Annotated in this window: 24 protein-coding genes and 1 riboswitch; of the genes, 13 read left to right on the top strand and 11 right to left on the bottom strand. The window is 63.4% G+C overall.

The genetic code is table 11. The annotated features are described in order from the left end of the window. Nucleotides 1-62: 62 nt before the first annotated feature. A riboswitch (TPP riboswitch) is annotated at nucleotides 63-164 on the top strand. A gap of 39 nt (nucleotides 165-203) precedes the next feature. The 3 genes from thiB to WDB91_RS05895 are packed head-to-tail and all read left to right on the top strand — an operon-like array spanning nucleotide 204 to nucleotide 3,383. Next, entirely contained in the window at nucleotides 204-1,190 is a 987-nt protein-coding gene (gene thiB / locus WDB91_RS05905; RefSeq protein ID WP_339114208.1) for a thiamine ABC transporter substrate binding subunit, read from the top strand. Beyond that, complete coding sequence (locus WDB91_RS05900; protein ID WP_339114207.1) at nucleotides 1,169-2,704, top strand: thiamine/thiamine pyrophosphate ABC transporter permease ThiP; 1,536 nt, start codon at nucleotides 1,169-1,171, stop codon at nucleotides 2,702-2,704. Before thiB ends, WDB91_RS05900 begins: the two co-directional genes overlap by 22 nt. Next, on the top strand, nucleotides 2,688-3,383 hold the full coding sequence (locus WDB91_RS05895; protein WP_339114206.1) for an ATP-binding cassette domain-containing protein: 696 nt from the start codon (nucleotides 2,688-2,690) through the stop codon (nucleotides 3,381-3,383). The genes WDB91_RS05900 and WDB91_RS05895 overlap by 17 nt, the downstream gene beginning before the upstream one ends. A 99-nt stretch (nucleotides 3,384-3,482) precedes the next feature. Here the strand turns inward: WDB91_RS05895 and WDB91_RS05890 are convergent, their stop codons facing one another. Next, nucleotides 3,483-4,613: an S-(hydroxymethyl)glutathione dehydrogenase/class III alcohol dehydrogenase gene (locus WDB91_RS05890; protein WP_339114205.1), complete on the bottom strand. Its 1,131-nt coding sequence runs from the start codon at nucleotides 4,611-4,613 to the stop codon at nucleotides 3,483-3,485. Between the two features lie 73 nt (nucleotides 4,614-4,686). On the opposite strand from WDB91_RS05890, the gene WDB91_RS05885 reads away from it, so the two are divergent. Together WDB91_RS05885 and WDB91_RS05880 are read left to right on the top strand one after the other, a co-directional pair. After that, nucleotides 4,687-5,034, top strand: coding sequence for a hypothetical protein (locus WDB91_RS05885; RefSeq protein WP_339114204.1), 348 nt, complete (start codon nucleotides 4,687-4,689; stop codon nucleotides 5,032-5,034). Next, complete coding sequence (locus WDB91_RS05880; protein WP_339114203.1) at nucleotides 5,034-5,321, top strand: I78 family peptidase inhibitor; 288 nt, start codon at nucleotides 5,034-5,036, stop codon at nucleotides 5,319-5,321. Before WDB91_RS05885 ends, WDB91_RS05880 begins: the two co-directional genes overlap by 1 nt. 36 nt (nucleotides 5,322-5,357) lie before the next feature. Here the strand turns inward: WDB91_RS05880 and WDB91_RS05875 are convergent, their stop codons facing one another. Beyond that, nucleotides 5,358-5,792, bottom strand: coding sequence for a cytochrome c (locus WDB91_RS05875; RefSeq protein ID WP_339114202.1), 435 nt, complete (start codon nucleotides 5,790-5,792; stop codon nucleotides 5,358-5,360). Nucleotides 5,793-6,179: 387 nt separating this feature from the next. Between WDB91_RS05875 and WDB91_RS05870 the strand changes: the two genes are divergently transcribed. Continuing rightward, nucleotides 6,180-6,518: a DUF2794 domain-containing protein gene (locus WDB91_RS05870; RefSeq protein ID WP_339114201.1), complete on the top strand. Its 339-nt coding sequence runs from the start codon at nucleotides 6,180-6,182 to the stop codon at nucleotides 6,516-6,518. A 1-nt stretch (nucleotide 6,519) separates the two neighbouring features. Here WDB91_RS05870 and WDB91_RS05865 read toward each other — a convergent pair whose 3' ends face one another. From WDB91_RS05865 to WDB91_RS05855, 3 genes are all read right to left on the bottom strand, one after another. After that, on the bottom strand, nucleotides 6,520-7,377 hold the full coding sequence (locus tag WDB91_RS05865) for an NlpC/P60 family protein (protein ID WP_339114200.1): 858 nt from the start codon (nucleotides 7,375-7,377) through the stop codon (nucleotides 6,520-6,522). Then, the gene (locus WDB91_RS05860) at nucleotides 7,374-8,774 is read right to left on the bottom strand and encodes a leucyl aminopeptidase family protein (protein WP_339114199.1); all 1,401 of its coding nucleotides are present in this window, start codon (nucleotides 8,772-8,774) and stop codon (nucleotides 7,374-7,376) included. Before WDB91_RS05860 ends, WDB91_RS05865 begins: the two co-directional genes overlap by 4 nt. Before the next feature lie 110 nt (nucleotides 8,775-8,884). Next, nucleotides 8,885-9,265, bottom strand: coding sequence for a hypothetical protein (locus tag WDB91_RS05855; protein ID WP_339114198.1), 381 nt, complete (start codon nucleotides 9,263-9,265; stop codon nucleotides 8,885-8,887). A 245-nt stretch (nucleotides 9,266-9,510) separates the two neighbouring features. On the opposite strand from WDB91_RS05855, the gene WDB91_RS05850 reads away from it, so the two are divergent. Both WDB91_RS05850 and WDB91_RS05845 read left to right on the top strand, forming a co-directional pair. Beyond that, nucleotides 9,511-10,161, top strand: a complete 651-nt coding sequence (locus tag WDB91_RS05850; protein WP_339114197.1) for a carbonic anhydrase — start codon at nucleotides 9,511-9,513, stop codon at nucleotides 10,159-10,161. Nucleotides 10,162-10,229: 68 nt separating this feature from the next. Next, a complete protein-coding gene (locus WDB91_RS05845) occupies nucleotides 10,230-10,955 on the top strand; it encodes a hypothetical protein (protein ID WP_339114196.1) in 726 nt (241 codons plus the stop codon). Here WDB91_RS05845 and WDB91_RS05840 read toward each other — a convergent pair. The 4 genes from WDB91_RS05840 to WDB91_RS05825 form a co-directional block, all read right to left on the bottom strand. Next, on the bottom strand, nucleotides 10,912-12,459 hold the full coding sequence (locus WDB91_RS05840) for a DUF4139 domain-containing protein (protein WP_339114195.1): 1,548 nt from the start codon (nucleotides 12,457-12,459) through the stop codon (nucleotides 10,912-10,914). The two genes, WDB91_RS05845 and WDB91_RS05840, sit on opposite strands and share 44 nt — an antisense overlap. Nucleotides 12,460-12,607: 148 nt before the next feature. Continuing rightward, nucleotides 12,608-13,630, bottom strand: a complete 1,023-nt coding sequence (locus tag WDB91_RS05835) for an aspartate-semialdehyde dehydrogenase (protein WP_339114194.1) — start codon at nucleotides 13,628-13,630, stop codon at nucleotides 12,608-12,610. 75 nt (nucleotides 13,631-13,705) lie between these two features. Then, the gene (locus WDB91_RS05830; RefSeq protein ID WP_339114193.1) at nucleotides 13,706-14,320 is read right to left on the bottom strand and encodes a glycosyltransferase family 29 protein; all 615 of its coding nucleotides are present in this window, start codon (nucleotides 14,318-14,320) and stop codon (nucleotides 13,706-13,708) included. Next, entirely contained in the window at nucleotides 14,317-15,342 is a 1,026-nt protein-coding gene (locus WDB91_RS05825) for a glycosyltransferase family 4 protein (RefSeq protein ID WP_339114192.1), read from the bottom strand. Before WDB91_RS05825 ends, WDB91_RS05830 begins: the two co-directional genes overlap by 4 nt. Nucleotides 15,343-15,489: 147 nt before the next feature. On the opposite strand from WDB91_RS05825, the gene WDB91_RS05820 reads away from it, so the two are divergent. The 4 genes from WDB91_RS05820 (at nucleotide 15,490) to modC (ending at nucleotide 18,436) form a co-directional block, all read left to right on the top strand. Further along, nucleotides 15,490-15,834: a LysR family transcriptional regulator gene (locus tag WDB91_RS05820; protein WP_339114191.1), complete on the top strand. Its 345-nt coding sequence runs from the start codon at nucleotides 15,490-15,492 to the stop codon at nucleotides 15,832-15,834. A 65-nt stretch (nucleotides 15,835-15,899) separates the two neighbouring features. Further along, on the top strand, nucleotides 15,900-16,640 hold the full coding sequence (gene modA / locus WDB91_RS05815) for a molybdate ABC transporter substrate-binding protein (protein ID WP_339114190.1): 741 nt from the start codon (nucleotides 15,900-15,902) through the stop codon (nucleotides 16,638-16,640). Nucleotides 16,641-16,644: 4 nt separating this feature from the next. Then, nucleotides 16,645-17,337, top strand: a complete 693-nt coding sequence (modB, locus tag WDB91_RS05810) for a molybdate ABC transporter permease subunit (RefSeq protein ID WP_339114189.1) — start codon at nucleotides 16,645-16,647, stop codon at nucleotides 17,335-17,337. 1 nt (nucleotide 17,338) lies between these two features. Beyond that, on the top strand, nucleotides 17,339-18,436 hold the full coding sequence (gene modC / locus WDB91_RS05805) for a molybdenum ABC transporter ATP-binding protein (protein ID WP_339114188.1): 1,098 nt from the start codon (nucleotides 17,339-17,341) through the stop codon (nucleotides 18,434-18,436). Nucleotides 18,437-18,487: 51 nt separating this feature from the next. Here modC and WDB91_RS05800 read toward each other — a convergent pair whose 3' ends face one another. Together WDB91_RS05800 and WDB91_RS05795 are read right to left on the bottom strand one after the other, a co-directional pair. Then, a complete protein-coding gene (locus tag WDB91_RS05800; RefSeq protein ID WP_339114187.1) occupies nucleotides 18,488-18,955 on the bottom strand; it encodes an Hsp20 family protein in 468 nt (155 codons plus the stop codon). Between the two features lie 167 nt (nucleotides 18,956-19,122). Continuing rightward, nucleotides 19,123-19,914 carry a trypsin-like serine protease gene (locus tag WDB91_RS05795; protein WP_339114186.1) on the bottom strand — a complete coding sequence of 264 codons (792 nt, stop codon included), beginning with the start codon at nucleotides 19,912-19,914 and terminating at the stop codon, nucleotides 19,123-19,125. Between the two features lie 177 nt (nucleotides 19,915-20,091). Here WDB91_RS05795 and WDB91_RS05790 point away from each other — a divergent pair, with 177 nt between their 5' ends. After that, nucleotides 20,092-20,790 (top strand): DUF599 domain-containing protein, encoded by a 699-nt coding sequence (locus tag WDB91_RS05790; RefSeq protein WP_339114185.1) that lies wholly within the window; start codon nucleotides 20,092-20,094, stop codon nucleotides 20,788-20,790. Nucleotides 20,791-20,854 lie beyond the last annotated feature (64 nt).

Genomic DNA, 20,854 nt, shown 5'->3' with positions numbered 1-20,854 from the left:
GCGGCACGGGGGGCGCGCCCGCGACACCTTGTCTGAGAACGCGCCCCGTGCAATATATCTGGCCCATAACCTCGGGGTGCCGGTGATCCGGCTGAGATGCCTTTGGCGAACCCGTCGAACCTGAACCGGTTAGCACCGGCGGAGGGAAGGTCACGGGACGCACCCATTGCGCCCTCCTTTCCTGCGGATCTGGAGGAGCACAGATGAGAAGATCCCTTATTGGCTTGGCCTTTCTGGCAGGCATGGCAACCACCGCACAGGCCGAGGACACACCCGTCCTGACCGTCTATGCGCCCGATTATTTCACCTCGGAATGGGGCCCCGGCCCGCAGATCGAAAAAGGCTTCGAGGCGCAATGCGGCTGCGATCTGCAATTCGTGGCGGGCGATGTGCTCTCGCGCATCATGCTGGAGGGCAAGAACACCAAGGCGGATGTGGTGATCGGGCTCAATACCGACCAGACCGCCCGCGCCCGCAAGACCGGCCTCTTTGCGCCCTCGAACGAGGATAATTCGCGCCTGACCCTGCCGATCAAATGGACCGATGATACCTTCGTCCCCTTCAACTGGTCGGAAACCGCCTTCATCTACGACAAGACCAAGCTGAAGAACCCGCCGAAATCATTCGATGATCTGCTCAACGCCCCCGATGATCTGAAGATCGCCATTCAGGACCCGCGCTCCTCCGTGTCGGGGCTCGCGCTGCTGCTATGGGTGAAGGCCGTCTATGGCGATAAGGCACCCGAGGCTTGGGCCAAGCTGAAGCCCAAGGTGCTGACCGTGACGCCCGGCTGGTCGGAGAGCTATGGTCTCTTTACCGATGGCGAGGTGGATATGGTGCTGAGCTACACCACCTCCCCCGCCTATCACATCATCGCCGAGAACGATGATACCAAGGCCGCCGCCATCTTCCCCGAGGGCCATTATTTCATGGCCGAGCTGGTGGCCCAGCTGAAAAGCTCGAAACATCCCGAACTGGCGCAGGATTTCATGGATTATGTGCTCTCGGATGATTTCCAGGGAATGATCGCCACCGCGAACTGGTCCTATCCCGCCATCATCAAGGACGGCTTCCTGCCCGAGCAATTCGCGGACCTGCCCCGCCCTGCAAAGACCATCTTCTACAGCGAAGACGAGGCCGAGGCCCTGCGCCAGCCCGCGCTTGACGAATGGCTCGCCGCCTTCCGCTGATCGCCCTCGGAGCGGCTCTGGTGCCAGTGCTTCTGGTGCTCGGGCCAATCCTTGCGACCGCCCTCCATGGGGGCGGTCTCACTGCTTTGCGCGGATCGGACCTGCAGGCGCTCTGGTTCACCCTCTGGCAGGCGGCGCTCTCGGCGCTGATCTCCTGTGCGCTGGCCGTGCCGCTGGCGCGGGCGCTGGCGCGACGGCGGTTTGTCGGGCGCACTGTGCTGATCACCGCGCTCGGCGCGCCCTTCATCCTGCCGGTGATCGCGGCCATTCTGGGGCTGCTGGCGGTCTTCGGCCGCAGCGGGCTCCTCAATCAGGCGCTCGGAGGGATTGGCCTGCCCACGCTCACCATCTATGGCCCGCATGGGGTCATTCTGGCCCATGTGTTCTTCAACCTGCCGCTTGCGACCCGCATGGTGCTGCAGGGCTGGCAATCGATCCCCGCCGAGCGCCTGCGCCTTGCCGCCACGCTCGATTTCGACGGGGCCGCGATGTGGCGCCATCTCGAACGCCCGATGCTGCGCGCCACCCTGCCCGGCGCGTTCGTGGCGATCTTCCTCGTCTGTCTGGGCAGTTTCGCGGTGGCACTGACTTTGGGCGGTGGCCCCTCGGCCACGACGGTCGAACTGGCCATCTATCAGGCTTTCCGTTTCGACTATGACACAGGCCGCGCCGCCAGCCTCGCGCTGGTGCAGGTGGCCCTGTGCCTGATGGCCGTGGGCATAGGGGCAAAGCTCTCGGCCCCCGCGGCCTTCGGCGCAGGGCTCGACCGGCCCGCCCTCTTCGCCCCCTCGACCCGGCTGGCGCAATGGGCCGATGCGGCCATCATCGCGGCCTCGGCCCTGTTCCTTCTCCTGCCCATCGCGCTGATCCTCTGGCGCGGGCTGCCCGCGCTGGCCACGATGCCGCCCATGGTCTGGCAGGCCGCGCTGACCTCGCTCACCATCGCGCTGGGGTCCACGGCACTGACGCTGACGCTCGCAATGACGCTCGCCCTTCACGCACCACGCCACCGCTGGACGGAAGGTGCTGCCATGCTGCCGCTTGCGGCCTCCGGACTGGTGCTGGGCACGGGGCTGTTCCTGATGATCCAGCCCTTTGCCGCCCCCACGAGCCTCCTGATCCCCGTCACTCTGGTGGTCAACGCCACCCTGTCGCTGCCTTTTGTCACACGCCTCCTCCTGCCCGAGATCCACGCGCTTCAGGCCGATTACGACCGCCTCGCCACCTCGCTCGACATGGGCGGCATGGCCAAGATGCGGTTCCTTACCCTGCCGCGCCTCGCCCGCCCTCTGGGCTTCTCGGCAGGGCTTGCCTGCGCCTTCTCGATGGGGGATCTCGGTGTGATCACGCTGTTTTCCGATGGCCAGACCCGCACCCTGCCACTCGCCATCTTCCAGCTGATGGGCAGCTACCGCCTCGATCAGGCCGCCGCCGCCGCGACCCTGCTTCTCACGCTCACCTTCGGGCTTTTCGCCCTTTTCGACCGGATCGGACATCATGCTGGCCCTCGATAACATCACCCTGCATCAGGACGACTGGAGCCTGTGCGCCGACCTCACCATCGGGGAAGGCCAGCATACCGCGCTGATCGGCCCCTCGGGGGCAGGCAAATCCACCCTGCTGGCCGCCATCGCGGGGCTATTCCCGCTCGGAAGCGGGCGTATCCTCTGGCAGGGGCAGGATCTGGCCGCCCAGCCCACGGGCAAACGCCCGCTCTCGATCCTCTTTCAGGACCAGAACCTCTTTCCCCATCTCACCATCGCGCAAAATCTCGGTCTCGGCATCTCCCCGCGGCTGAACCTCTCGGCCGCAGACCGGGCGCGGATCGAGACCGTGCTCGAGGCCACGGGGCTTGCGGGGCTCGGTCCGCGCAGGCCCGCCGAGCTGTCAGGCGGCCAGCAGAGCCGCGCAGCACTGGCCCGTGCACTCTTGCGCAACCGCCCGCTCCTGCTGCTCGACGAGGCCTTCTCGGCCTTGGGTCCTGCCCTGAAATCCGAAATGCTGGCCCTGACCCGCACCCTTGCGGCAGAGCACCGCTTCACCCTTCTTATGGTTACCCATGACCCCGAGGATGCCAAAGCGATCTGCCCGCAGACCATCCTTGTGGCCGATGGCCGCGCCGAAGCCCCGCAAGACACAGGCACCCTGCTGGCCGACCCTCCTGCCGCCTTGCGCGCCTATCTGGGCGGCTGATCCTTCCAGCGTCCCCAAAATATCCTCAGGGGGTGAATTTGCGTGAAACGCAAAGAGGGGGCGCGAGCGCCCCCTCCCCGTCTGCCAGATAGACCGGCGTCAATATTTCACGACCGCGCGGATCGATTTGCCCTCATGCATCAGGTCGAAGCCGTGATTGATCTCCTCGAGCGCCAGCTCATGGGTGATCATCGGATCGATCTCGATCTTGCCATCCATATACCAGTCGACGAATTTCGGGACATCGGTCCGGCCCTTGGCGCCCCCGAAGGCGGTGCCCTTCCAGACGCGGCCCGTGACCAGCTGGAACGGACGGGTCGAGATCTCGGCGCCTGCCGGTGCCACGCCGATGATCACCGACACCCCCCAGCCGCGATGCGAGCATTCCAGAGCATCACGCATGACCTTCACGTTGCCCGTCGCATCGAAGGAGTAATCCACGCCGCCGATCTGGTCATCGCCCTTCTTGGTGAGGTTCACGATCTCCTGCACCACGCTGCCTTCGATCTTCGAGGGGTTCACGAAATGGGTCATGCCGAATTTCTTCGCCATCTCGGCTTTGTCGTCATTCAGATCGACACCGATGATCATATCGGCCCCGGCCATCCGCAGACCCTGAATGACGTTCAGACCGATCCCGCCCAAGCCAAATACCGCCGCGGTCGAGCCGATCTCGACGCCTGCGGTATTGATCACGGCACCGATGCCGGTGGTCACGCCGCAGCCGATATAGCAGATCTTCTCGAAAGGCGCGTCCTCACGCACCTTGGCCAGCGCGATCTCGGGCATCACGGTGTGGTTGGCAAAGGTCGAGCAGCCCATATAGTGATAGATCGGCGTGCCATCGAGCATATGGAAGCGCGTGGTGCCATCGGGCATCAGGCCCTGACCCTGGGTGTTGCGGATCGCGGTGCACAGGTTGGTCTTGCCCGAGCGGCAGGAGGGGCATTCACGGCATTCGGGCGTGTAGAGCGGGATCACATGATCGCCGGGTTTCAGCGTGGTGACACCCTCGCCCACCTCGATCACGACCCCTGCACCCTCATGGCCGAGAATCGACGGGAAAAGCCCCTCGGGGTCCGCGCCCGACAGCGTGAAGGCATCCGTGTGACAAAGCCCCGTGGCCTTGATTTCGATCAGCACCTCGCCCTTCTTCGGAGCGTCGAGTTCGACCTCCATGATTTCCAAGGGCTTACCTGCTTCTAGTGCAACTGCAGCACGGGTTCTCATCGGACTTCTCCGTCATATGGAATTTTGTCCGAACCTGAGGCACAATGCGATCAAACACAAGCAAGAGAGCGACATGTTGACCCGAGTTTACGCCTTCGCAGCCATTGCCCTACTGGCTGCCTGCCAGCCTTCGCAGCAAGAGCTGGCCCCCACCCCCATTCTGCCCGAATCAGCACAAGCGATGATTGGCGCAGCCGATACCGCAGACGGCCTGAACGAGCGCGAGCCCGACCTGTGCGGAGCCAAGGAATATTCCTATATTCTGGGCCAGCCCGAAAGCGCCATCGCCGGCCTGCCGCTGGGCGACAAGAAATATCGCGTCGTCCGCTGGCGCGGGGTCGAGGACCAGATCTACCAGCCCCACCGGATAGTGTTCCGCCTCGACGAGATGGGCAATGTCTATAACGTGGATTGCGGCTGATGCGCCGCAATACCTTCTGGGGGATCGCAGGGCTTCTGGCGCTGACGGCCTGTCAGAGCCCCGCGCCACAGCCAGAGGCGCCCGGTGATCTGCCGCCCGCGCAATGCGGGGCGGACCGGTTGCAGGACCGCATCGGTGCGCCGCTTGCGCGCTTCGATCAGGCCGACTGGCCTGAATCGCACCGCGTCGAGGCTCCCGGCAGTCTGCAGACGATGGATTTCCGTCCCGAGCGGCTAAGGATCCAAACGGATGCGGCGGGCACCATCACCGCACTGCTTTGCGGCTAGAAAAGCGGCCCCGGACCTCCGGGGCCGTTTCGCGTTTCAGTCCTTGAATTCCTTGTGGCAGGCCGCACAGGCGCCGCCTACGGCTTTCATGCCCGCCTGCACGCCCGCGAGGCTGGACGTATCCATATCGGCGGCGGCCATCTCCAGATCCTTGGCGTGCGAGGTAAATTCCTCCCAATTGTCCCAAATACCGGATTTGGCATCCGATTCGGGATCCTCGGCCTTAGTCTTGAACAGCTCCGGCAGCTTCTTGGCCTCTTCCTGCATCGCCTGCGCGGCCGAGCCCGCGATATCGGCATTGAAATCGGATTTCTTCTTGGCCATGTCCCCGAGGATATTGCTGGACTGGCGCAGCTCGTGCATGCCGTCCTGCCACGCTTTCACGGTGGGGTCGGCCGCATCGGCATTGGCAATCGCAACCGATCCGATCACTGTAAGAATGGCGACAGGGGCTTTGATGTAATGGTGCATATCCGCTCCTTTGCTGAAATCCCGTGAGATCAAGATAGCTCACCCCTGCGCGAGGGCGACATCACAATCGGTCCATCACCCACGCAAAAGCTGAGAGCTTTCATCGCATCCGGTGTCATCGCTATGGGGAAAACTGCTCCGGCATCGCCGACTGGGTGGGGGCTGTTGCGTGCGACACCGGAGCAGAGCGTTTGCTTTCGCTATCGCTATTTCTGACAGCAGATCAGGGCGGCATGTGGGGAGGATTAAGGTCATTTCACGTTTGGATCACGGCTAAACCGTGAATTGATTAAGGCCGTTTAGGGCCTGTTCACGATGCTGTTCGCAGCTCGCGTTCCTTTTGGCGTGACGATTGCGTAAAATTCAAACTAGTGGCAGGCTGGGTCCATGACAGTGCAGAATATGCCGCCTCTTCCGGGAGGCACGCCCCAAATCGCCTTTGACCGCCGCGAGCTTTCGGTGATCCTGTCCGTCTACGGGCGCATGGTCGCCGCGGGCGAATGGCGCGATTACGGGATGAGCTTCCTCAGGGATGTCGCGATTTTCTCGGTGTTCCGGCGGGCGGCGGAATTTCCGATCTACCGGATAGAGAAACGTCCCGCCCTGCGCAACAAACAGGGGATGTATTCGGTTATCGGGATGGACGGGCGGATCCTCAAGCGCGGTCACGACCTTGCGCAGGTGCTGCAAGTGCTGGAGCGCAAGCTGATCCGCCCGATCGACTGAATTACAGGCGCCGCTTGCGCCCGAGATAGGCCCCCTCGCCCGCAGCTTGGATCCGCGCCATCGTCTCCCGGATCGGCTCGTGGCTTACCGCCATCGCATGGCCGTTGGCATGGACCAGCTGCGTCTCACTCACCGCCATCGCCACATGCCCCCTCCAGAAGAACAGATCGCCACGCTGGATCGGAGTCTCGTCCAGAAGCTCCTGACCGAAGCTTTTCCATTGCAGGTCGCTATCGCCCGGACAGGCAATCCCGCAGCCCGCAAACGCCGCCTGCACCAACCCCGAACAATCGATCCCGTCATAACCGTTGCCGCCCCAGAGATAGGGCGCCCCCAGCAGGCGCTCGGCCACAGTGGCAGGGTCGCTTTCCGGTTGGTCCAGCGGGCGCAGATGCGGTCGGGGCACGAACCCCTCCTCGGTCACCGCAAACGGTCCCTCCTCGCGCAGAACCGTCAGCGTCGCCCCCATCGACAGCGCCATGACCTCGCCACGCTTGATGGAGGCCTCGCAATAGATATGGGTCGCGGGCGCCCGCACGATATGGGTGGCGGCCCTGGCCTCCCCCAGAGCAGGCAGCCCGACCCAGCCGCAATAGCCATCGGCCTCGGCCTGCACGAAGGCCCAACCGGCACGCTCGTCGACCACGGTCACCGAAGCTCCGAACAGAAGCTGCCGGTCGCGCGCGCCCTCGGGCGCATCGCAGAGATCGACCACCGGCACGACCACCCGCGCGGGCCGCCCGTCGGTAAAGCTGATCGCCTCGACCTCCCCCGTAAGGCTGCGCAGGGCGACCGATCCCGAATAGGGCGTCAGCCGCCGGTCACGCCCCGCCAGCGGATCACATCCGGCAGGGGTCATGCGCCGAGCCCCAGCACATCCGGCAAGCTGGCCAGAATGGCGCGCGCGCCCTGACCCACCCCGCCCTTCGGACGGCCCGGCATCGCGGAGGGCTGCCAGCCATAGATATCGAAATGGGCAAACCGCTCGGTTTCGGTCACGAAGCGGCGCAGGAACAGCGCCGCCGTGATAGAGCCTGCCATGCCGCCTGCGGGCGCATTGTCGATATCGGCGATCCCCGGTTCGATCTTCTCCTCGTAGGGTTCCCAGAACGGCATCCGCCAAAGCGGATCGGCGACCTGCTTGGCCGCTCCCGCCAGTGCCGCGGCCAGCGCCTCGTCATCGGTATAGAAGGGCGGCACATCCGGCCCCAGCGCCACACGGGCCGCACCGGTTAGCGTGGCCATGCACAGGATCAGATCGGGGCTTTCCTCATCGGCATAGGCCAGCGCATCGGCCAGAACCAGACGCCCCTCGGCATCGGTATTATTGATCTCGACCGTCAGCCCTTTGCGGGAGGTATAGATATCCTGCGGACGGAACGCATCTCCCGACACCGCATTCTCGACCGCAGGCACCAGCACCCGCAAGCGCAGCGGCAGTTTCAGCGCCATAATCATATGCGCAAGCCCCAGCACGGTGGCCGCGCCGCCCATATCCTTCTTCATCAACCCCATCGAGCTACCGGGTTTGAGGTTCAGACCACCGGTATCAAAGCAGACGCCCTTGCCGACAAGCGTCAGCTCCGGCCCCTCGCTGCCCCAGCGCATTTCCACAAGACGCGGCGCGCGCGGACTGGCCTGACCTACCGTGTAGACGAGCGGGAACCCCCTCTCGAGAAGCTTCTCGCCCACGATGGAGTTGATCTCGGCACCGTGGCAATCGGCGAGATCCTTGATCGCGCGCTCCAGCTCTGCCGGCCCCATATCATTGGCCGGCGTGTTGATCAGATCGCGGGTCAACGCCTCGCCTGCGGCAATCGCCTCGAGGCGCGAGGCGTCCACCCCCTCGGGGCAGACGAGCCGTGCCTTGGGCGTGCTGGCCGCGGCATAACGATCATAGGCATAGCCCGCCAGAAGCCAGCCGAGGGCTGCCTCTTCCAGCTGGTCCTCCGCAAGCCCCGTGATGGACCAGACCCCTTCGGGCAGCGCATGAGCAGCGCGCGCCAGAGGGAACCGGCTGCGGGCCCGCGTGGCATTACTGCCCCAGCCAAAGAGCGCCGCAGCGATACCGCCCTCTGCGGAGGGCAGCACACAGACCTGCCCCAGCGCCTCGCTGAAACCTTGCGCCCTGGCCCAAGCGGCCTGTGCGGGCGTCAGCGCCTCAGGCAGCGGCCCTTCGGTCACATAAAGCGGCAATGGCGCATCGGCTGTGGCAAAACGCATGGCAGGGCGGTCGGGCAAGATAGGCAAGGACATCTGACTTTCCGGGTCATTTGAGTTGATCCCTAGCCTAGTCTGCTGCACGCCACCCGCAAGGGGTAGCCCGCATGCACCACCACCCGATCACGCGGCTTTGCGAAAGCATCTCAGATGCTCATATCTTCCAGATCCCAGACCTCGCTCAGGGAGCGGTCACCGATCCGCATCAGCCGCGACAGGACAGCCCGCGTGGCCACCATATCCTTCCGGCGCATACAGTCGCGCAGATCGCGCGTGACCTGTTCGAGCTTGGTCATCCCCACCTGACGAGCCAGCGGAATCAGCGCGGTCACGGCCTCGTCGAAGGCGTCCAGCTCGTTTTTCTGGACAGCAGCATCAATCGCGACCATGTGCATCGCGAGATCCTCGATTGCGCTGGCCATCAACCGTTCTGCCGCCTGCTGTCCCAACTGGGCATAGAGCGCGACGATCCGGGCCTGTTCAATCCGCACCGACTCATTGCAGCGCAACTTCATAACATTTGCCAAACTGGCACCCTCCGCATTGCGTCGGGTCACATCGTAACGGCCATGCAAACACACGCATGGCTCCCATGACCCCTTCACGGCAGGTAAAGCCTGCCCCCAACGACCCCCACGGTCGCGTTCACCTTGGCGCATAGGTCTCAAGAAATGATTTCATAAATAGGAAAAACTCTGCCTAATTACGGGAATTTTGCTCGAACTCCGGTTTTTTCAGGTCTAAGTAGGTGCAAATCATATAGGGGATGATCATGAGGGAACGTGTAAAACTGTTGCCGCCTACTCTGGTTCAACGCTTCCACGGCTGGAAAGCCACCACCTATTCCGAGAATTCGGTCTGGTACAAGAAGCTCGCGGACGAGGGTCAGCGCCCGCGTGCAATGGTGATCTCGTGCTGTGATTCGCGCGTGCATGTCACCTCGATCTTCGGGGCAGACTCGGGCGAGTTCTTCATCCACCGCAATATCGCCAATCTCGTGCCGCCCTACGAGCTCGATGGCGAGCATCACGGCACCTCGGCGGCGGTAGAATATGCCGTGCAGGCGCTTAAGGTCTCGCATCTGATCGTGCTGGGTCACTCCAAATGCGGCGGTGTCGCGGGCTGCAATGCGATGTGCACGGGGCATGCCCCCGAACTCGAGGAGAAAACCTCCTTCGTCGGCGCGTGGCTGAACCTGCTGCGTCCGGGTTTCGAGCGGGTCAAGGATCTGCCCGAAGAGGAACGAATCACGGCGCTCGAAAAGGAAGCCGTCATGGTCAGCCTCGAGAACCTGATGACGTTCCCCTTCGTCACCTCGGCCGTCGAATCGGGTCAGATGACGCTGCACGGACTGTGGCATGACATCGGCAGCGGCAATCTGTGCCAATACAACCCCAACACGAATGGCTTCGAGAACGTTTGAAGCGATTTTAATAAAAAAGACTAAGCGCGCTTAACTCGCGATTAAGGATAGGGATGCAATCTGGCGACATGACCCAGATTGCATCACACCTCGTCACCCTTCGCCTGCCCGCCGAGATGATCCGTCAGATCGAACTCTCTGCGCGCGCTCAGGCTAAAGCCCCCGCGGATATCATCCGTGGCGCGCTCTTGGCTTCTCTTTCGCAAGAGGCCGCATCAGTGACCGAACGCCTGCGCAAGCAGGCGTCGCTTACCCAGTGTTTTGATCTTGCAGACGGTTGGCTCGACCTTCAGGCGCAATTGCGCAGTCTGGGCTATGTGTTACGTCATGATGGCGAAGGCCGCGTGGCACTGCATGAGTTCCCGTCCAACGATTTCCTGTGCACGCTTCATGACATCGGCCAGAATCAGGGCGAGCTGACGCGCCGCTACCAGTCGCCCTTCCCCGGCCTGGTGCCGGAAAAGGCGCCGGAGCCCGTCGCCGCAACGGTGAAGACGCCCCTGCAAAAGGCCGCAGCACCCATGCCGGAGATCGAGACGGAGGCGGCCGGGCCCGTATCTGCGCCTGCAACCGAAACCGTGGAAGAGGACGAAAGCCACGCTCTGGTCTTCCATTCCCTGCGCAAGAAACCTCGCGCAGAGATTGAAAAGCCCAAACTGGTCTCCGTGCCAGAAGCCCCTCCGAAATCATCTGTCGATGAGCTCAGGGAGGTTCTGAGCGGCGCCATGTTCCGCTCGCGGCGTAAACCGGTCAGCGAAGAACCTGATCTTCTGGCCACTCGAATCGCGTCGTGACCGTGATCTCCCGACTTGCCTTCGCGGGCAAGTCGAACCGCCAGCCAAGCACTCCCGTCCGGTCATCGAGATCGGTTTCAGAAGGCGCAGGCTCCGCCGTCCAGTCGATCTTGAGATCGTCCTGCTCGGAATAGGGGACCTGCCCCACGACCCGCAGCGGCCAGTCCTGACCGGTATGGTTCTCGACCGTCATCCGCGTGATCTCCTCGCGCGCGTTCCGGCGCGAGATGACACCCCGATCACCGGTCTGGCGGGTGACGTCATGCGAGAGCGTGACACCATCCAGCGCGCCGAAGCCTGTGGTGATCTTCTCACCCGGCATCGTCATCGGCAGATCACTCTGCCCCACCAGCGCACCATCGACATAGAGCGTGGCCCGACCCGGCAGAATCGGCCCCTCGCCGTTATTCGTCGCCTCCGCAACCAGATAGGCGGTCTCGTCACGCGAAGGTACGGCCTCGGCCCAGATATCGGAGGCGAGGCGCTCATCCTGCATCCGCAGACGCAGGGCCTCGACGCCGTCACGGATATCCACCGCCTCGGGCAGGTGATAGACCAGAGACACCCCTTCCATCTGCGGATCGAGCTGGTCGCTCTTCAGCATCGCGGCACTTTCCGCCATCGGCGCAGCCGCCCCCATCGAGCGCAGGACAGGCCCTTCAGTGCCGATCTGGCGCAAATCCGGCCAGAGTTCGGTCGGATCCATCCGGTCATTCGGACGCGCTGTCGAAAGCGTCAGGTCGACACCGCTCCAGTCCTCACCGCTGGATTGATGCACCGAAACGAGCCGCGTCAGATCGATCTGCTTCGCCTCGCGATCAAGCCGCATATCATAAACCGGCGCCCAGCCCGCATCCTCGACAAAGCTCGTGAGCGTCAGCACGCCCTCGCCGGTTGCGGTCGCCTCCAGATGCTTCTCGGTCTGTGAATTTGCCTCCAGATCAGAGAGATCGGCTCTGGCTTCTGCCAGTGCGCGACGGTCGGGATCGAGCGCCGCTTCGGCCTGACGGGCGCGGGCCTGCGCCTCGACCGCATTGCGGCGCGCCACCAGCGCCCGTGCCTCGATTTGCTCGCCCAGATCCAGTGCCTGTTGGGCATCCCCCTGCGGGTTCAGCCCCCGCAGATAGGCCACCCGATCCAGCGCGGCCTCGGCCTCGGCCTGCAGCAGCTTGACCCCGTCTTCCTTCTGCGCCAACGCCTCGGTCAGCTGCGTGACCCGCACCCGCGCCTCGCCAAGCGCCGGACTATCGGCACCGTTGCCGGCCACCAGACGCACCCCGCTCAGGCGCGCCTGATCCGCCGAAATACTCAAACGGTCCAGTGTCATGCTCTGCGGCAGACCGGCAATCACCACCTGCCCCGCGCCTTGCGGAATACGCACCTGCCGGACCACTTCCGCGCCTTGCGGATAAAGCGTCACAGCGCTCACCTTGCCATAAAGCACATCCTGCGCCCATACCGCCTGCGGCAGAGCCACGACCATTCCGGCCATCATCAATCGCATGTGTTTCCCTCCCTCACTATACGGTGAAACGTGGGGGGCAAGGCACCGCCTGGCAAGTCCGCGGCCTGCCTGACCGATGACGTTTCCGTCAGAATGCAGAACGCCCGAGGTTTCCCCCGGGCGCTCTGACACCTCAATCGAAGCTGGATCAGCCTTTTTTCAGGCAGCGTTTACCAAGCGTTTCGGCGATCTGAACGGCATTGAGCGCCGCACCCTTACGCAGGTTATCGGACACGCACCACAGGTTCAGACCGTTTTCGATCGTGCTGTCCTGACGGATGCGCGAGATGAAGGTCGCGTAATCGCCCACGCATTCCACGGGCGTGACATAGCCGCCATCCTCGCGCTTATCGACCACCAGAATACCGGGGGCCTCGCGCAGGATGTCACGGGCTTCATCCTCGTCGAGGAATTCCTCGAACTCGATATTCAGCGATTCCGAGTGGCCCACAAAGACCGGCACACGCACGCAGGTTGCAGTAACCTTGATCGACGGATCGACGATCTTCTTGGTCTCGGCGACCATCTTCCACTCTTCCTTGGTCGAACCGTCTTCCATGAAGACGTCGATATGCGGAATCACGTTGAAGGCGATCTGCTTGGTGAATTTCTTCGGCTCTTTTTCCTGACCGGGGACGTAGAGGCCCTTGGTCTGGTCCCACAGCTCGTCGATGCCTTCCTTGCCCGAGCCGGACACCGACTGGTAGGTCGAGACGACAACGCGCTTGATCTTGGCGCGGTCATGCAGCGGCTTGAGCGCCACGACCATCTGTGCAGTCGAGCAATTCGGGTTCGCGATGATGTTTTTCTTGATGTAGCCGTCAACCGCCTCGGGGTTCACTTCCGGCACGACCAGCGGGATCTCCGGATCATAGCGGTAGAGCGAGGAGTTATCGATGACAACACAACCGGCTTTCGCCGCGATCGGCGCATATTGCTTGGTTGCATCCGAGCCGATGGCGAAGAGCGCAATGTCATAGCCCGAGAAGTCGAAACCCTCGATGTCCTTACATTTGAGTGTCTTGTCGCCATAGCTGACTTCAGTACCAAGGCTCCGGCGCGACGCCAGAGCAACAACCTCATCGGCAGGGAACTCGCGCTCGGCGAGAATATTCAGCATTTCGCGGCCCACATTACCCGTGGCGCCAGCAACGACGACTTTATAGCCCAATTTAGGCCCTCCTTGTATCTCGGACGAGGTGCGACATAGCCCGAACGCCTGTAAATTTAAAGGGTTTTCGCGAAATTAGCGGCGAATAAGGCGGTTATCTTGCGCCATCAGCCCTGCCACAAAATCCGCCTCGGAGGTAAAATCATGCGGCACATCGTGGGCCGTACGGCGCCCCGAAAGCGACAAAGACGCAAAGAAATCAAAGCCGTAGAGCGTGATCCCCGCCAATTCCGAACGCAGGAGAAGATCGATCATCATCGCCCCCGTCGTCGGTTGTGCGCCAAGCCGGCTTTGCAGATCCGCATAATCGGCCTGCGGGTGCAGATAGAACCCGTCGCTTGTGGCGGTCGTCCAGTCCAGCCTCTTGCGCTTGTGGCTCATCCACAGATACCGCCCCGCCCCAATCCGCGCGCGGTCCTGCGGGGCCAGTCGCACCGCCAGCGCCAGCCAGTCGGTCCGTGTGCCGTGGCTTTCCGCCTGCGGCATCGGGGCGCGATTGATCCGCACCACCACGTCATGCGCATCGATAGCCGCGCCGTGGTTGTTTTCGGCCAGCGAGCGCGCATTCCCGACCAGCGCCACGGATTTCCCCGCAAGCGCCCCCAGCAGTCCGCTCTGCGGCACGGACATGGCGGCAAGCGGCCCCTCCTGCCGCAGCAACCGCGCCAGATAGAACCCCGCCCGTGTCATGCCAGCAGGTCCCGATAGACCTCGATCAGCGCATCAGCCTCATCATCGATCTGGAAGCGCTCTTCCACATTGCGCCGCGCCGCCTCGCCTGCCGCAGCCATCGCCTGAGGATCATCGAGATAGGCCGCCACGGCCTCGGCCATGCCCGCCACATCGCCCGGATCGACGAGTTTGCCGCTCTCGGGCGTCACGATCTCCTCGAAGGCGCCCACGCGGGTCGCCACCACCGGCACATGGCAGGCCATGGCCTCAATCGGCGTCAGGCCGAAACCTTCCCAGCGTTGCGGCGCGACATACAGATCCAGCACCCGATACCAGTCGGCCATGCTATCGACCGAGACCTCGGGCATGAACAGGATCCGGTGCTCCAGCCCCGCCTGCCCCACCTTGCGCTTCAGTTTGGTCAGGAACTCCGAATGCCCCTCGGTCGCACGCCCCATCACCAGCGCCGACACCTTGGGCCGCGACGGAAGAACCTCGATCATCGCATCGACAAAGGCGTCGGTGCCCTTCTGATGGCGCACCCGCCCGTAACAGCCGATCACCACACCTCTGGGCAGATTCATCGACGCCCGCAAGGCCGTGCGATTTTCGGCCCGGTCAAAGCCCGAGATATCGATCCCGTGATGGATCACCCGATTCGGCACGCTCAGATACTCCGCCGTGCGCGCCGATGTCGCCACAACCGCATCCATCCGGCCGATCAGCCACTTGGTATAGCCCGAATGTTTCCGCTGGCTGGCCGAGGTGAACAGCAGCTTAAGATCCATGAACCACAGATGTTTCAGAGCCAGCCCCAGCAACATCTCCACATTACGCCGCGCATGCCAGACGCGGCGACGGCGGCTCAGGAATGGTACACGCCACAGGGGCACATGCGGGAGGGTATCGGGCAGGCCCGGCCCCGTTGTCACTATCCCGATCTTGCGCGCCTGCGCGGGCACAAGCCGCACAATAGTGGCCGTCACACCGGACAAACGGCGCTTGAGGTTCGGGGCGATAACATCGATCTCTTTATCCATGCTTTCTCTTAACCTGTCCCGCGCCTATTGTCTTTGGCGAATTGCTGCATGAAAAACCGCAATTAACGGGCCGTGACGGCCCTTGCCGGAAACTGTCTTTCCGGACGGGGTCTCCTGCAAGCCTGCCGTAACGAAAGGACTACCCCGATGTCGCTCAACCGTCTGGCTTTGCGCCTTTACTGGGATCCGGTGATGATGGGGCCAGGCAAGGCCGACCTCCTGCAGGCCATCACCGAGGAAGGCTCGATCTCGGCAGCAGGGCGGCGCATGGGAATGAGCTATCGCCGCGCATGGGCGCTGGTCGAGGAACTTAACGCGGGCTTCCGCGAGCCGCTGGTGCTCTCTGCGCGGGGCGGAGCCAAGGGTGGCGGAGCGCAACTCAGCCCCACCGGCGAGGAGGTGTTGCGCCTGTATCGCCAGATCGAGGCCCGTCTGCGCGAGACCTGCGCCGAAGATATCGCCCGGATCGAGGCTCTGACCAAGGGTCACTGACAACCGCATACTGGACCTGTCTGCCGAAAGGGTTATGTTTGTCGAAACATAACGGAGACCCGAACATGCGCGCCCTTCCCCTTCTGGCCCTCGTGGCTTGCCTCACCCCTATGGCCGCCTCGGCAGAGCCGGTCATTTTTGCCGCTGCCTCGATGAAGACCGCGCTCGACGAGATCGCGCGGGATTGGGCCGAGGGTCATGATCCGGTGACCATTTCCTATGCCGGATCCTCCAAACTCGCCCGCCAGATCGAGGCAGGGGCGCCTGCCGATATGTTCATCTCCGCCTCGACCGACTGGATGGATCAGGTCGAGACATCCGGCGCCGTCAAGGATGGCAGCCGCCACGACCTTCTGGGCAACGCGCTGGTTCTGGTGGCCCATGACGATGTGAAGACCGCCCCGCAAGACCTGCCCGAAGCCTTGGGCAAGGACGGGTTTCTGGCGATGGCGCTGGTCGATAGCGTGCCTGCGGGCATCTATGGCAAACAGGCGCTGACCCATCTGGGGCTCTGGGACCAGCTCTCCTCCCATGTGGCGCAGGCCGATAACGTGCGCGCGGCGCTCGCGCTGGTGGCCACGGGCGAGAGCCCTTATGGCGTGGTCTATGCCACCGATGCCCATGCCGAAAAGCGCGTCCATATCGCCGCTACCTTTCCCGAAGACAGCCATGATGCCATCACCTATCCGGTGGCCCTGCTGACCACCGGCTCGGATACCGAGGGTGCCAAGGCATTCCTCGATTATCTGAGCAGCCCCACCGCCGTCGGCGTCTTCGAGGCGCAGGGCTTTAGCGTCAAACACTGACACAATGATGCTCTCTCCCGAAGAATGGGCGGCGATCGCGCTCTCGCTGAAAGTGTCCTCGGTGGCGGTGCTCTGCGCATTGCCACTGGCCATTATCGTGGCGCTCGTTCTGGCACGGGGGCGCGGGCCGCTGGTCTGGGGACTGAATGCGCTGGTGCATCTGCCACTGATCCTGCCGCCGGTGGTCACGGGTTATATCCTGCTGCTGGCCTTTGGCCGTAACGGCCCCATTGGCGCCTTTCTCGATCGCGCGATCGGGCTGGTCTTCGCCTTCCAGTGGACGGGGGCGGCGCTGGCGGCGGCCGTCATGGGCTTTCCGCTCATGGTCCGCGCGATCTGGCTGGCCATCGAGGCCGTCGATCCGGGGCTGGAACAGGCCGCCCGCACCCTTGGCGCACGGCCTTTAGGCGTGTTCTTCTCCATTACCCTGCCGCTCATCGCGCCGGGGGTCATCGCGGGGCTGATCCTCGCTTTTGCCAAGGCGATGGGCGAGTTCGGCGCCACGATCACCTTTGTCTCCAATATTCCGGGACGGACACAGACCCTGCCCTCGGCCATCTACGCGCTCCTGCAGGTGCCCGGCGCCGAAGGCTCGGTGGCCAAACTCGCAGGCATCTCCATCGGAATTGCGGTCACCGCGATGCTTCTGTCGGAATCCGTGTCGCGGATGATTGCCAAGCGGATCAGGGGGAGCTGATATGCACAACACACCGATGCTGGATGTGTCTCTGCGCCACCGCGCGGGCCAGCTGGATCTGGCCGTCGCGTTCACCGCCCCCACCGGCGTGACCGCCCTCTTCGGCCCTTCGGGCGCGGGAAAATCCACCGTCATCAGCGCGATCTCGGGGCTTTTGCGCCCGGATCAGGGCCGGATCACGCTGGGCGGCACTCCGCTCTTCGACCGCGCAAACCGTATCGATATGCCAGCCCATCGCCGCCGCATCGGCTATGTCTTTCAGGACCCGCGGCTCTTCCCGCATCTGGGCGTGCGCGGCAATCTGGACTATGGCGCCAAACGCGCGCCGAAAGGGGCACAGGGGCCCGCCTTCGATCAGGTGATCGAGATGCTGGGGATTGCGCCCTTGCTTGACCGCCGTGTGGCCGCCCTGTCGGGCGGCGAGAAGGCGCGAGTTTCCATCGGGCGGGCGCTGCTATCGAAGCCGCAGATCCTGTTGATGGACGAACCGCTGGCCGCCCTCGATACGCCAAGGCGCGCCGAGATCCTGCCATTTCTGGAGCGCTTACGCGATACCGGCCTGCCCATTGTCTATGTCAGCCATTCGGTGGCCGAGATCGCGCGACTGGCCGATACGCTCGTGCTGATCGATCAGGGCAAAACCCGCGCCTCCGGCCCCCTGCGGAGCCTGTTGGCCGATCCCGATCTGGCCCATCTCTTCGGACAGGACGAAGCGGGTGCCGTCATCGAAGCCCGAGTCACGGGTCAGGACCCCGATGGCATGACGCTTGTTCAAGGCGCGGGCGGCACGCTCTATCTGACCGACCCGCACCCTGCGGGCACGGATCTGCGGCTGCGCATCCAGGCCAGTGATGTGATCCTCGCACGCCAGCGCCCTGAAGGGCTCTCGGCGCTCAACATTCTTGCGGGCGAGGTGCGCAAGATCACCCCGACCTCCGCCGATCGCGCCCGTGTCTGGGTGCAGATCCGCTGTGGCGGGGAGGAGATTCTGGCCAAGATCACCGCGCGCTCGGCACAGGCACTGGAACTGCGTGAGGGCACCCCCTGCCATGCGATCCTGAAAACCGTGGCTGTGGAGCGGCGCACCCCGAAGGCCTAAACGCAAAAAGGCGCGGGTCTCCCCGCGCCTCCGTAGAGCCTGTCACGCAGATTATTGCGCGTTATCGATCACCTCACGGGACACGCGCCCCGAGCCGGTATTGGTGATCTCGATGCGGCGGGGCTTGAGCGCCTCGGGCACCTCATGCACCAGATCGATATGCAGCATGCCATCCTCGTTGCTGGCACCCGTCACGCGGACATGGTCGGCCAAGCCAAAACGGCGCTCGAAGGCGCGGGTGGCGATCCCGCGATGCAGATAGGTCTTCTGCCCCGCTTCCTCGGATTTGCGGCCCGCAACGATCAGCGCGCCATCCCGCATCTCGACACTCAGCTCGTCGGCGGCAAAGCCAGCGACAGCGATGGTGATGCGATAGGCATTCTCATCGGTTTTTTCGATATTGTAGGGCGGGTAGCTGGGCTGGGCGACATCCTTGGACATCACGCTATCCATCAGGTCGGCCATCCGGTCGAAACCGACGGTGGCACGGTAAAGCGGCGAAAGATCGAAACTACGCATTATGGTCATCCTCATTGAGCGATGTAGGGCCCACCCCGTGCGGGCATGGGCGGTTAAGGGAGCGCGGGACCCTGTTGCGGCATCCCGACACATTCAATCTGGGAAGGCCGAAATGCGGTTTCAAGCCTCCCACCCGCAAGATTTTTCCACCGCCTGCGCGTAACCGGTTAGGGCTTCACGCGCGGGGCTACCGAAATGAATTTGGCGCCCCCAACCATCTGCGCGCGCTGGCCACCCGACTGGCGCAAATCGGTCAGCATACGGTGCATCTCACCGGCATCGGCGAGCAGAGCCACTTTCCTGTCGCCGAGCTTTCCCTTGGCCGAGACGATACCTACAATCCGTGGCCTGCCATTCTTCATAACGAAAACCGGCGCCCCGGAGGCCCCGAAATCCACATCGCAATCCGTCACCATCCGCTCCCCGATGACCTGCAAAAGCGTGCAGCTCTGCTGGAGCGAGGGCAGGTTCTCGCGCCCTTCGGCATAGGAGACAACCTGAAGAGCGGCCCCGATCGCGGGCCGGTCCCCTAGCTGGAACGGTTCGATCGGCGAGATCCTTACCGGCTGCATGAGCCGCAACAAGGCCATATCCTCGGCTGCACGGTCGAACTGGTGCGGGCCCTGATAGGCATAGTCGGGATGGGGATAGGCCTCCTTGATACGGCGCACAACGATCGCGCGGTCATTGCGCAGGCCCATGCGGAACTGCGCGCTGCTCATATCGACCTTCTGACGCGTCTCACTGTCATAAAGACAATGCGCCGCCGTCAGGATCAGGTCCGCCCCCACAAGGCTTGCCGTGCAAAAACCGCCATCGTCGAAATCGAGGCGCCCCACGGCCTCCCAGCCGCGTCCTGCGTCCCCCGTGGTGAGCGCCCGCAATGTTGTCTGCGCCGCCACGCCCGCAGGCAGCGCGAGCGCCAGAAGCAGCGGGACCCTGACGGCCAGTCGTGTCATATGCCGGATCATCGCGTTCCATCCGCGGCCAGTTTCCTTGGCCCTAGAAGACACAGTTAATGCGGCGATTTTGCGACCCCTGTGCGAAAAGCTTCCGGCCGGTCGCGGGCACGGTTTACCGCCCGAGCGCCCCCCGATAGAATGAATCGTCTGTTGCTTATGGCGGAAAGACCATTCATGACTTCCTTCTCGATCGGCCCGCTCGGCCTTGCGGACCTGTTTGCGCTGACGCTTCTCGTGCTGTGCTGGGCCCTTATCGGCTGGTTCTGCGAGAACCCGCCCAAGAACCGGATCTCGGTTGGCAAGTTGATGGAACGCTACCGCCACGAATGGATGCGACAGATGGTCGGGCGGCAGAACCGGATCTTTGATAGCCAGATGGTGGACGGGCTGCGGCAATCCACGACGTTTTTCGCCTCGACCGCGCTGATCGCGATTGGCGGCGGGCTGGCGCTGATCGGCAATCCCGACCCGCTGACCACGCTGGCCTCGGATCTCGAGCTGGATCAGGCCCCCGCGCTGCTCTGGGAGGTGCGGATCCTGACCGCCGTCCTGTTCGGGGCACTGGCCTTCCAGAAATTCGTGTGGTCACACAGGCTGTTTTCCTATGCCGCGCTCGCAATGGCCGCGATTCCTAACGACCCGAACGATCCCGATGCCTTTCCGCGCGCGGAACAGGCCGCCAAGGTGAATATCTCGGCGGCCAAGAGCTTCAATCGGGGCCTGCGCAACGTCTATTTCGCTCTGGCCTCCCTAGCATGGCTCCTCGGACCCGAGACCCTGATTGCGGCAGCGGTAATCACGACCGTGACGCTCTGGCGCAGGGAATTCGCCTCGGCCTCGCGCGAGGCGCTGCTGGAAAATCCGCCCCGCTAGGGAAACCGATCCGGGCGGGGCCATCGAGACCCCGCCCAGATCGCGAACCGGCCCCGGGGGCCGT

Source organism: Thioclava sp. GXIMD2076, assembly GCF_037949795.1.
Taxonomy (GTDB): Bacteria; Pseudomonadota; Alphaproteobacteria; order Rhodobacterales; family Rhodobacteraceae; genus Thioclava; species Thioclava kandeliae.
This window is presented reverse-complemented; position numbering and strand designations above follow the sequence as displayed.

What these genes read in the sequence shown, in the direction of transcription:
- modA (WP_339114190.1), top strand. Translation starts at nt 15,900, where the DNA reads ATGCGCGCCCTTCCCCTTCTGGCCCTCGTGGCTTGCCTCACCCCTATG.
- WDB91_RS05820 (WP_339114191.1), top strand. Translation starts at nt 15,490, where the DNA reads ATGTCGCTCAACCGTCTGGCTTTGCGCCTTTACTGGGATCCGGTGATG.
- WDB91_RS05880 (WP_339114203.1), top strand. Translation starts at nt 5,034, where the DNA reads ATGCGCCGCAATACCTTCTGGGGGATCGCAGGGCTTCTGGCGCTGACG.
- WDB91_RS05885 (WP_339114204.1), top strand. Translation starts at nt 4,687, where the DNA reads ATGTTGACCCGAGTTTACGCCTTCGCAGCCATTGCCCTACTGGCTGCC.
- WDB91_RS05890 (WP_339114205.1), bottom strand. Translation starts at nt 4,613, where the DNA reads ATGAGAACCCGTGCTGCAGTTGCACTAGAAGCAGGTAAGCCCTTGGAA.
- modC (WP_339114188.1), top strand. Translation starts at nt 17,339, where the DNA reads ATGCACAACACACCGATGCTGGATGTGTCTCTGCGCCACCGCGCGGGC.
- WDB91_RS05800 (WP_339114187.1), bottom strand. Translation starts at nt 18,955, where the DNA reads ATGCGTAGTTTCGATCTTTCGCCGCTTTACCGTGCCACCGTCGGTTTC.
- WDB91_RS05850 (WP_339114197.1), top strand. Translation starts at nt 9,511, where the DNA reads ATGAGGGAACGTGTAAAACTGTTGCCGCCTACTCTGGTTCAACGCTTC.
- WDB91_RS05845 (WP_339114196.1), top strand. Translation starts at nt 10,230, where the DNA reads ATGACCCAGATTGCATCACACCTCGTCACCCTTCGCCTGCCCGCCGAG.
- WDB91_RS05830 (WP_339114193.1), bottom strand. Translation starts at nt 14,320, where the DNA reads ATGACACGGGCGGGGTTCTATCTGGCGCGGTTGCTGCGGCAGGAGGGG.
- WDB91_RS05900 (WP_339114207.1), top strand. Translation starts at nt 1,169, where the DNA reads ATGGCTCGCCGCCTTCCGCTGATCGCCCTCGGAGCGGCTCTGGTGCCA.
- thiB (WP_339114208.1), top strand. Translation starts at nt 204, where the DNA reads ATGAGAAGATCCCTTATTGGCTTGGCCTTTCTGGCAGGCATGGCAACC.
- WDB91_RS05825 (WP_339114192.1), bottom strand. Translation starts at nt 15,342, where the DNA reads ATGGATAAAGAGATCGATGTTATCGCCCCGAACCTCAAGCGCCGTTTG.
- WDB91_RS05840 (WP_339114195.1), bottom strand. Translation starts at nt 12,459, where the DNA reads ATGCGATTGATGATGGCCGGAATGGTCGTGGCTCTGCCGCAGGCGGTA.
- WDB91_RS05875 (WP_339114202.1), bottom strand. Translation starts at nt 5,792, where the DNA reads ATGCACCATTACATCAAAGCCCCTGTCGCCATTCTTACAGTGATCGGA.
- WDB91_RS05870 (WP_339114201.1), top strand. Translation starts at nt 6,180, where the DNA reads ATGACAGTGCAGAATATGCCGCCTCTTCCGGGAGGCACGCCCCAAATC.
- modB (WP_339114189.1), top strand. Translation starts at nt 16,645, where the DNA reads ATGATGCTCTCTCCCGAAGAATGGGCGGCGATCGCGCTCTCGCTGAAA.
- WDB91_RS05860 (WP_339114199.1), bottom strand. Translation starts at nt 8,774, where the DNA reads ATGTCCTTGCCTATCTTGCCCGACCGCCCTGCCATGCGTTTTGCCACA.
- WDB91_RS05790 (WP_339114185.1), top strand. Translation starts at nt 20,092, where the DNA reads ATGACTTCCTTCTCGATCGGCCCGCTCGGCCTTGCGGACCTGTTTGCG.
- WDB91_RS05795 (WP_339114186.1), bottom strand. Translation starts at nt 19,914, where the DNA reads ATGACACGACTGGCCGTCAGGGTCCCGCTGCTTCTGGCGCTCGCGCTG.
- WDB91_RS05865 (WP_339114200.1), bottom strand. Translation starts at nt 7,377, where the DNA reads ATGACCCCTGCCGGATGTGATCCGCTGGCGGGGCGTGACCGGCGGCTG.
- WDB91_RS05895 (WP_339114206.1), top strand. Translation starts at nt 2,688, where the DNA reads ATGCTGGCCCTCGATAACATCACCCTGCATCAGGACGACTGGAGCCTG.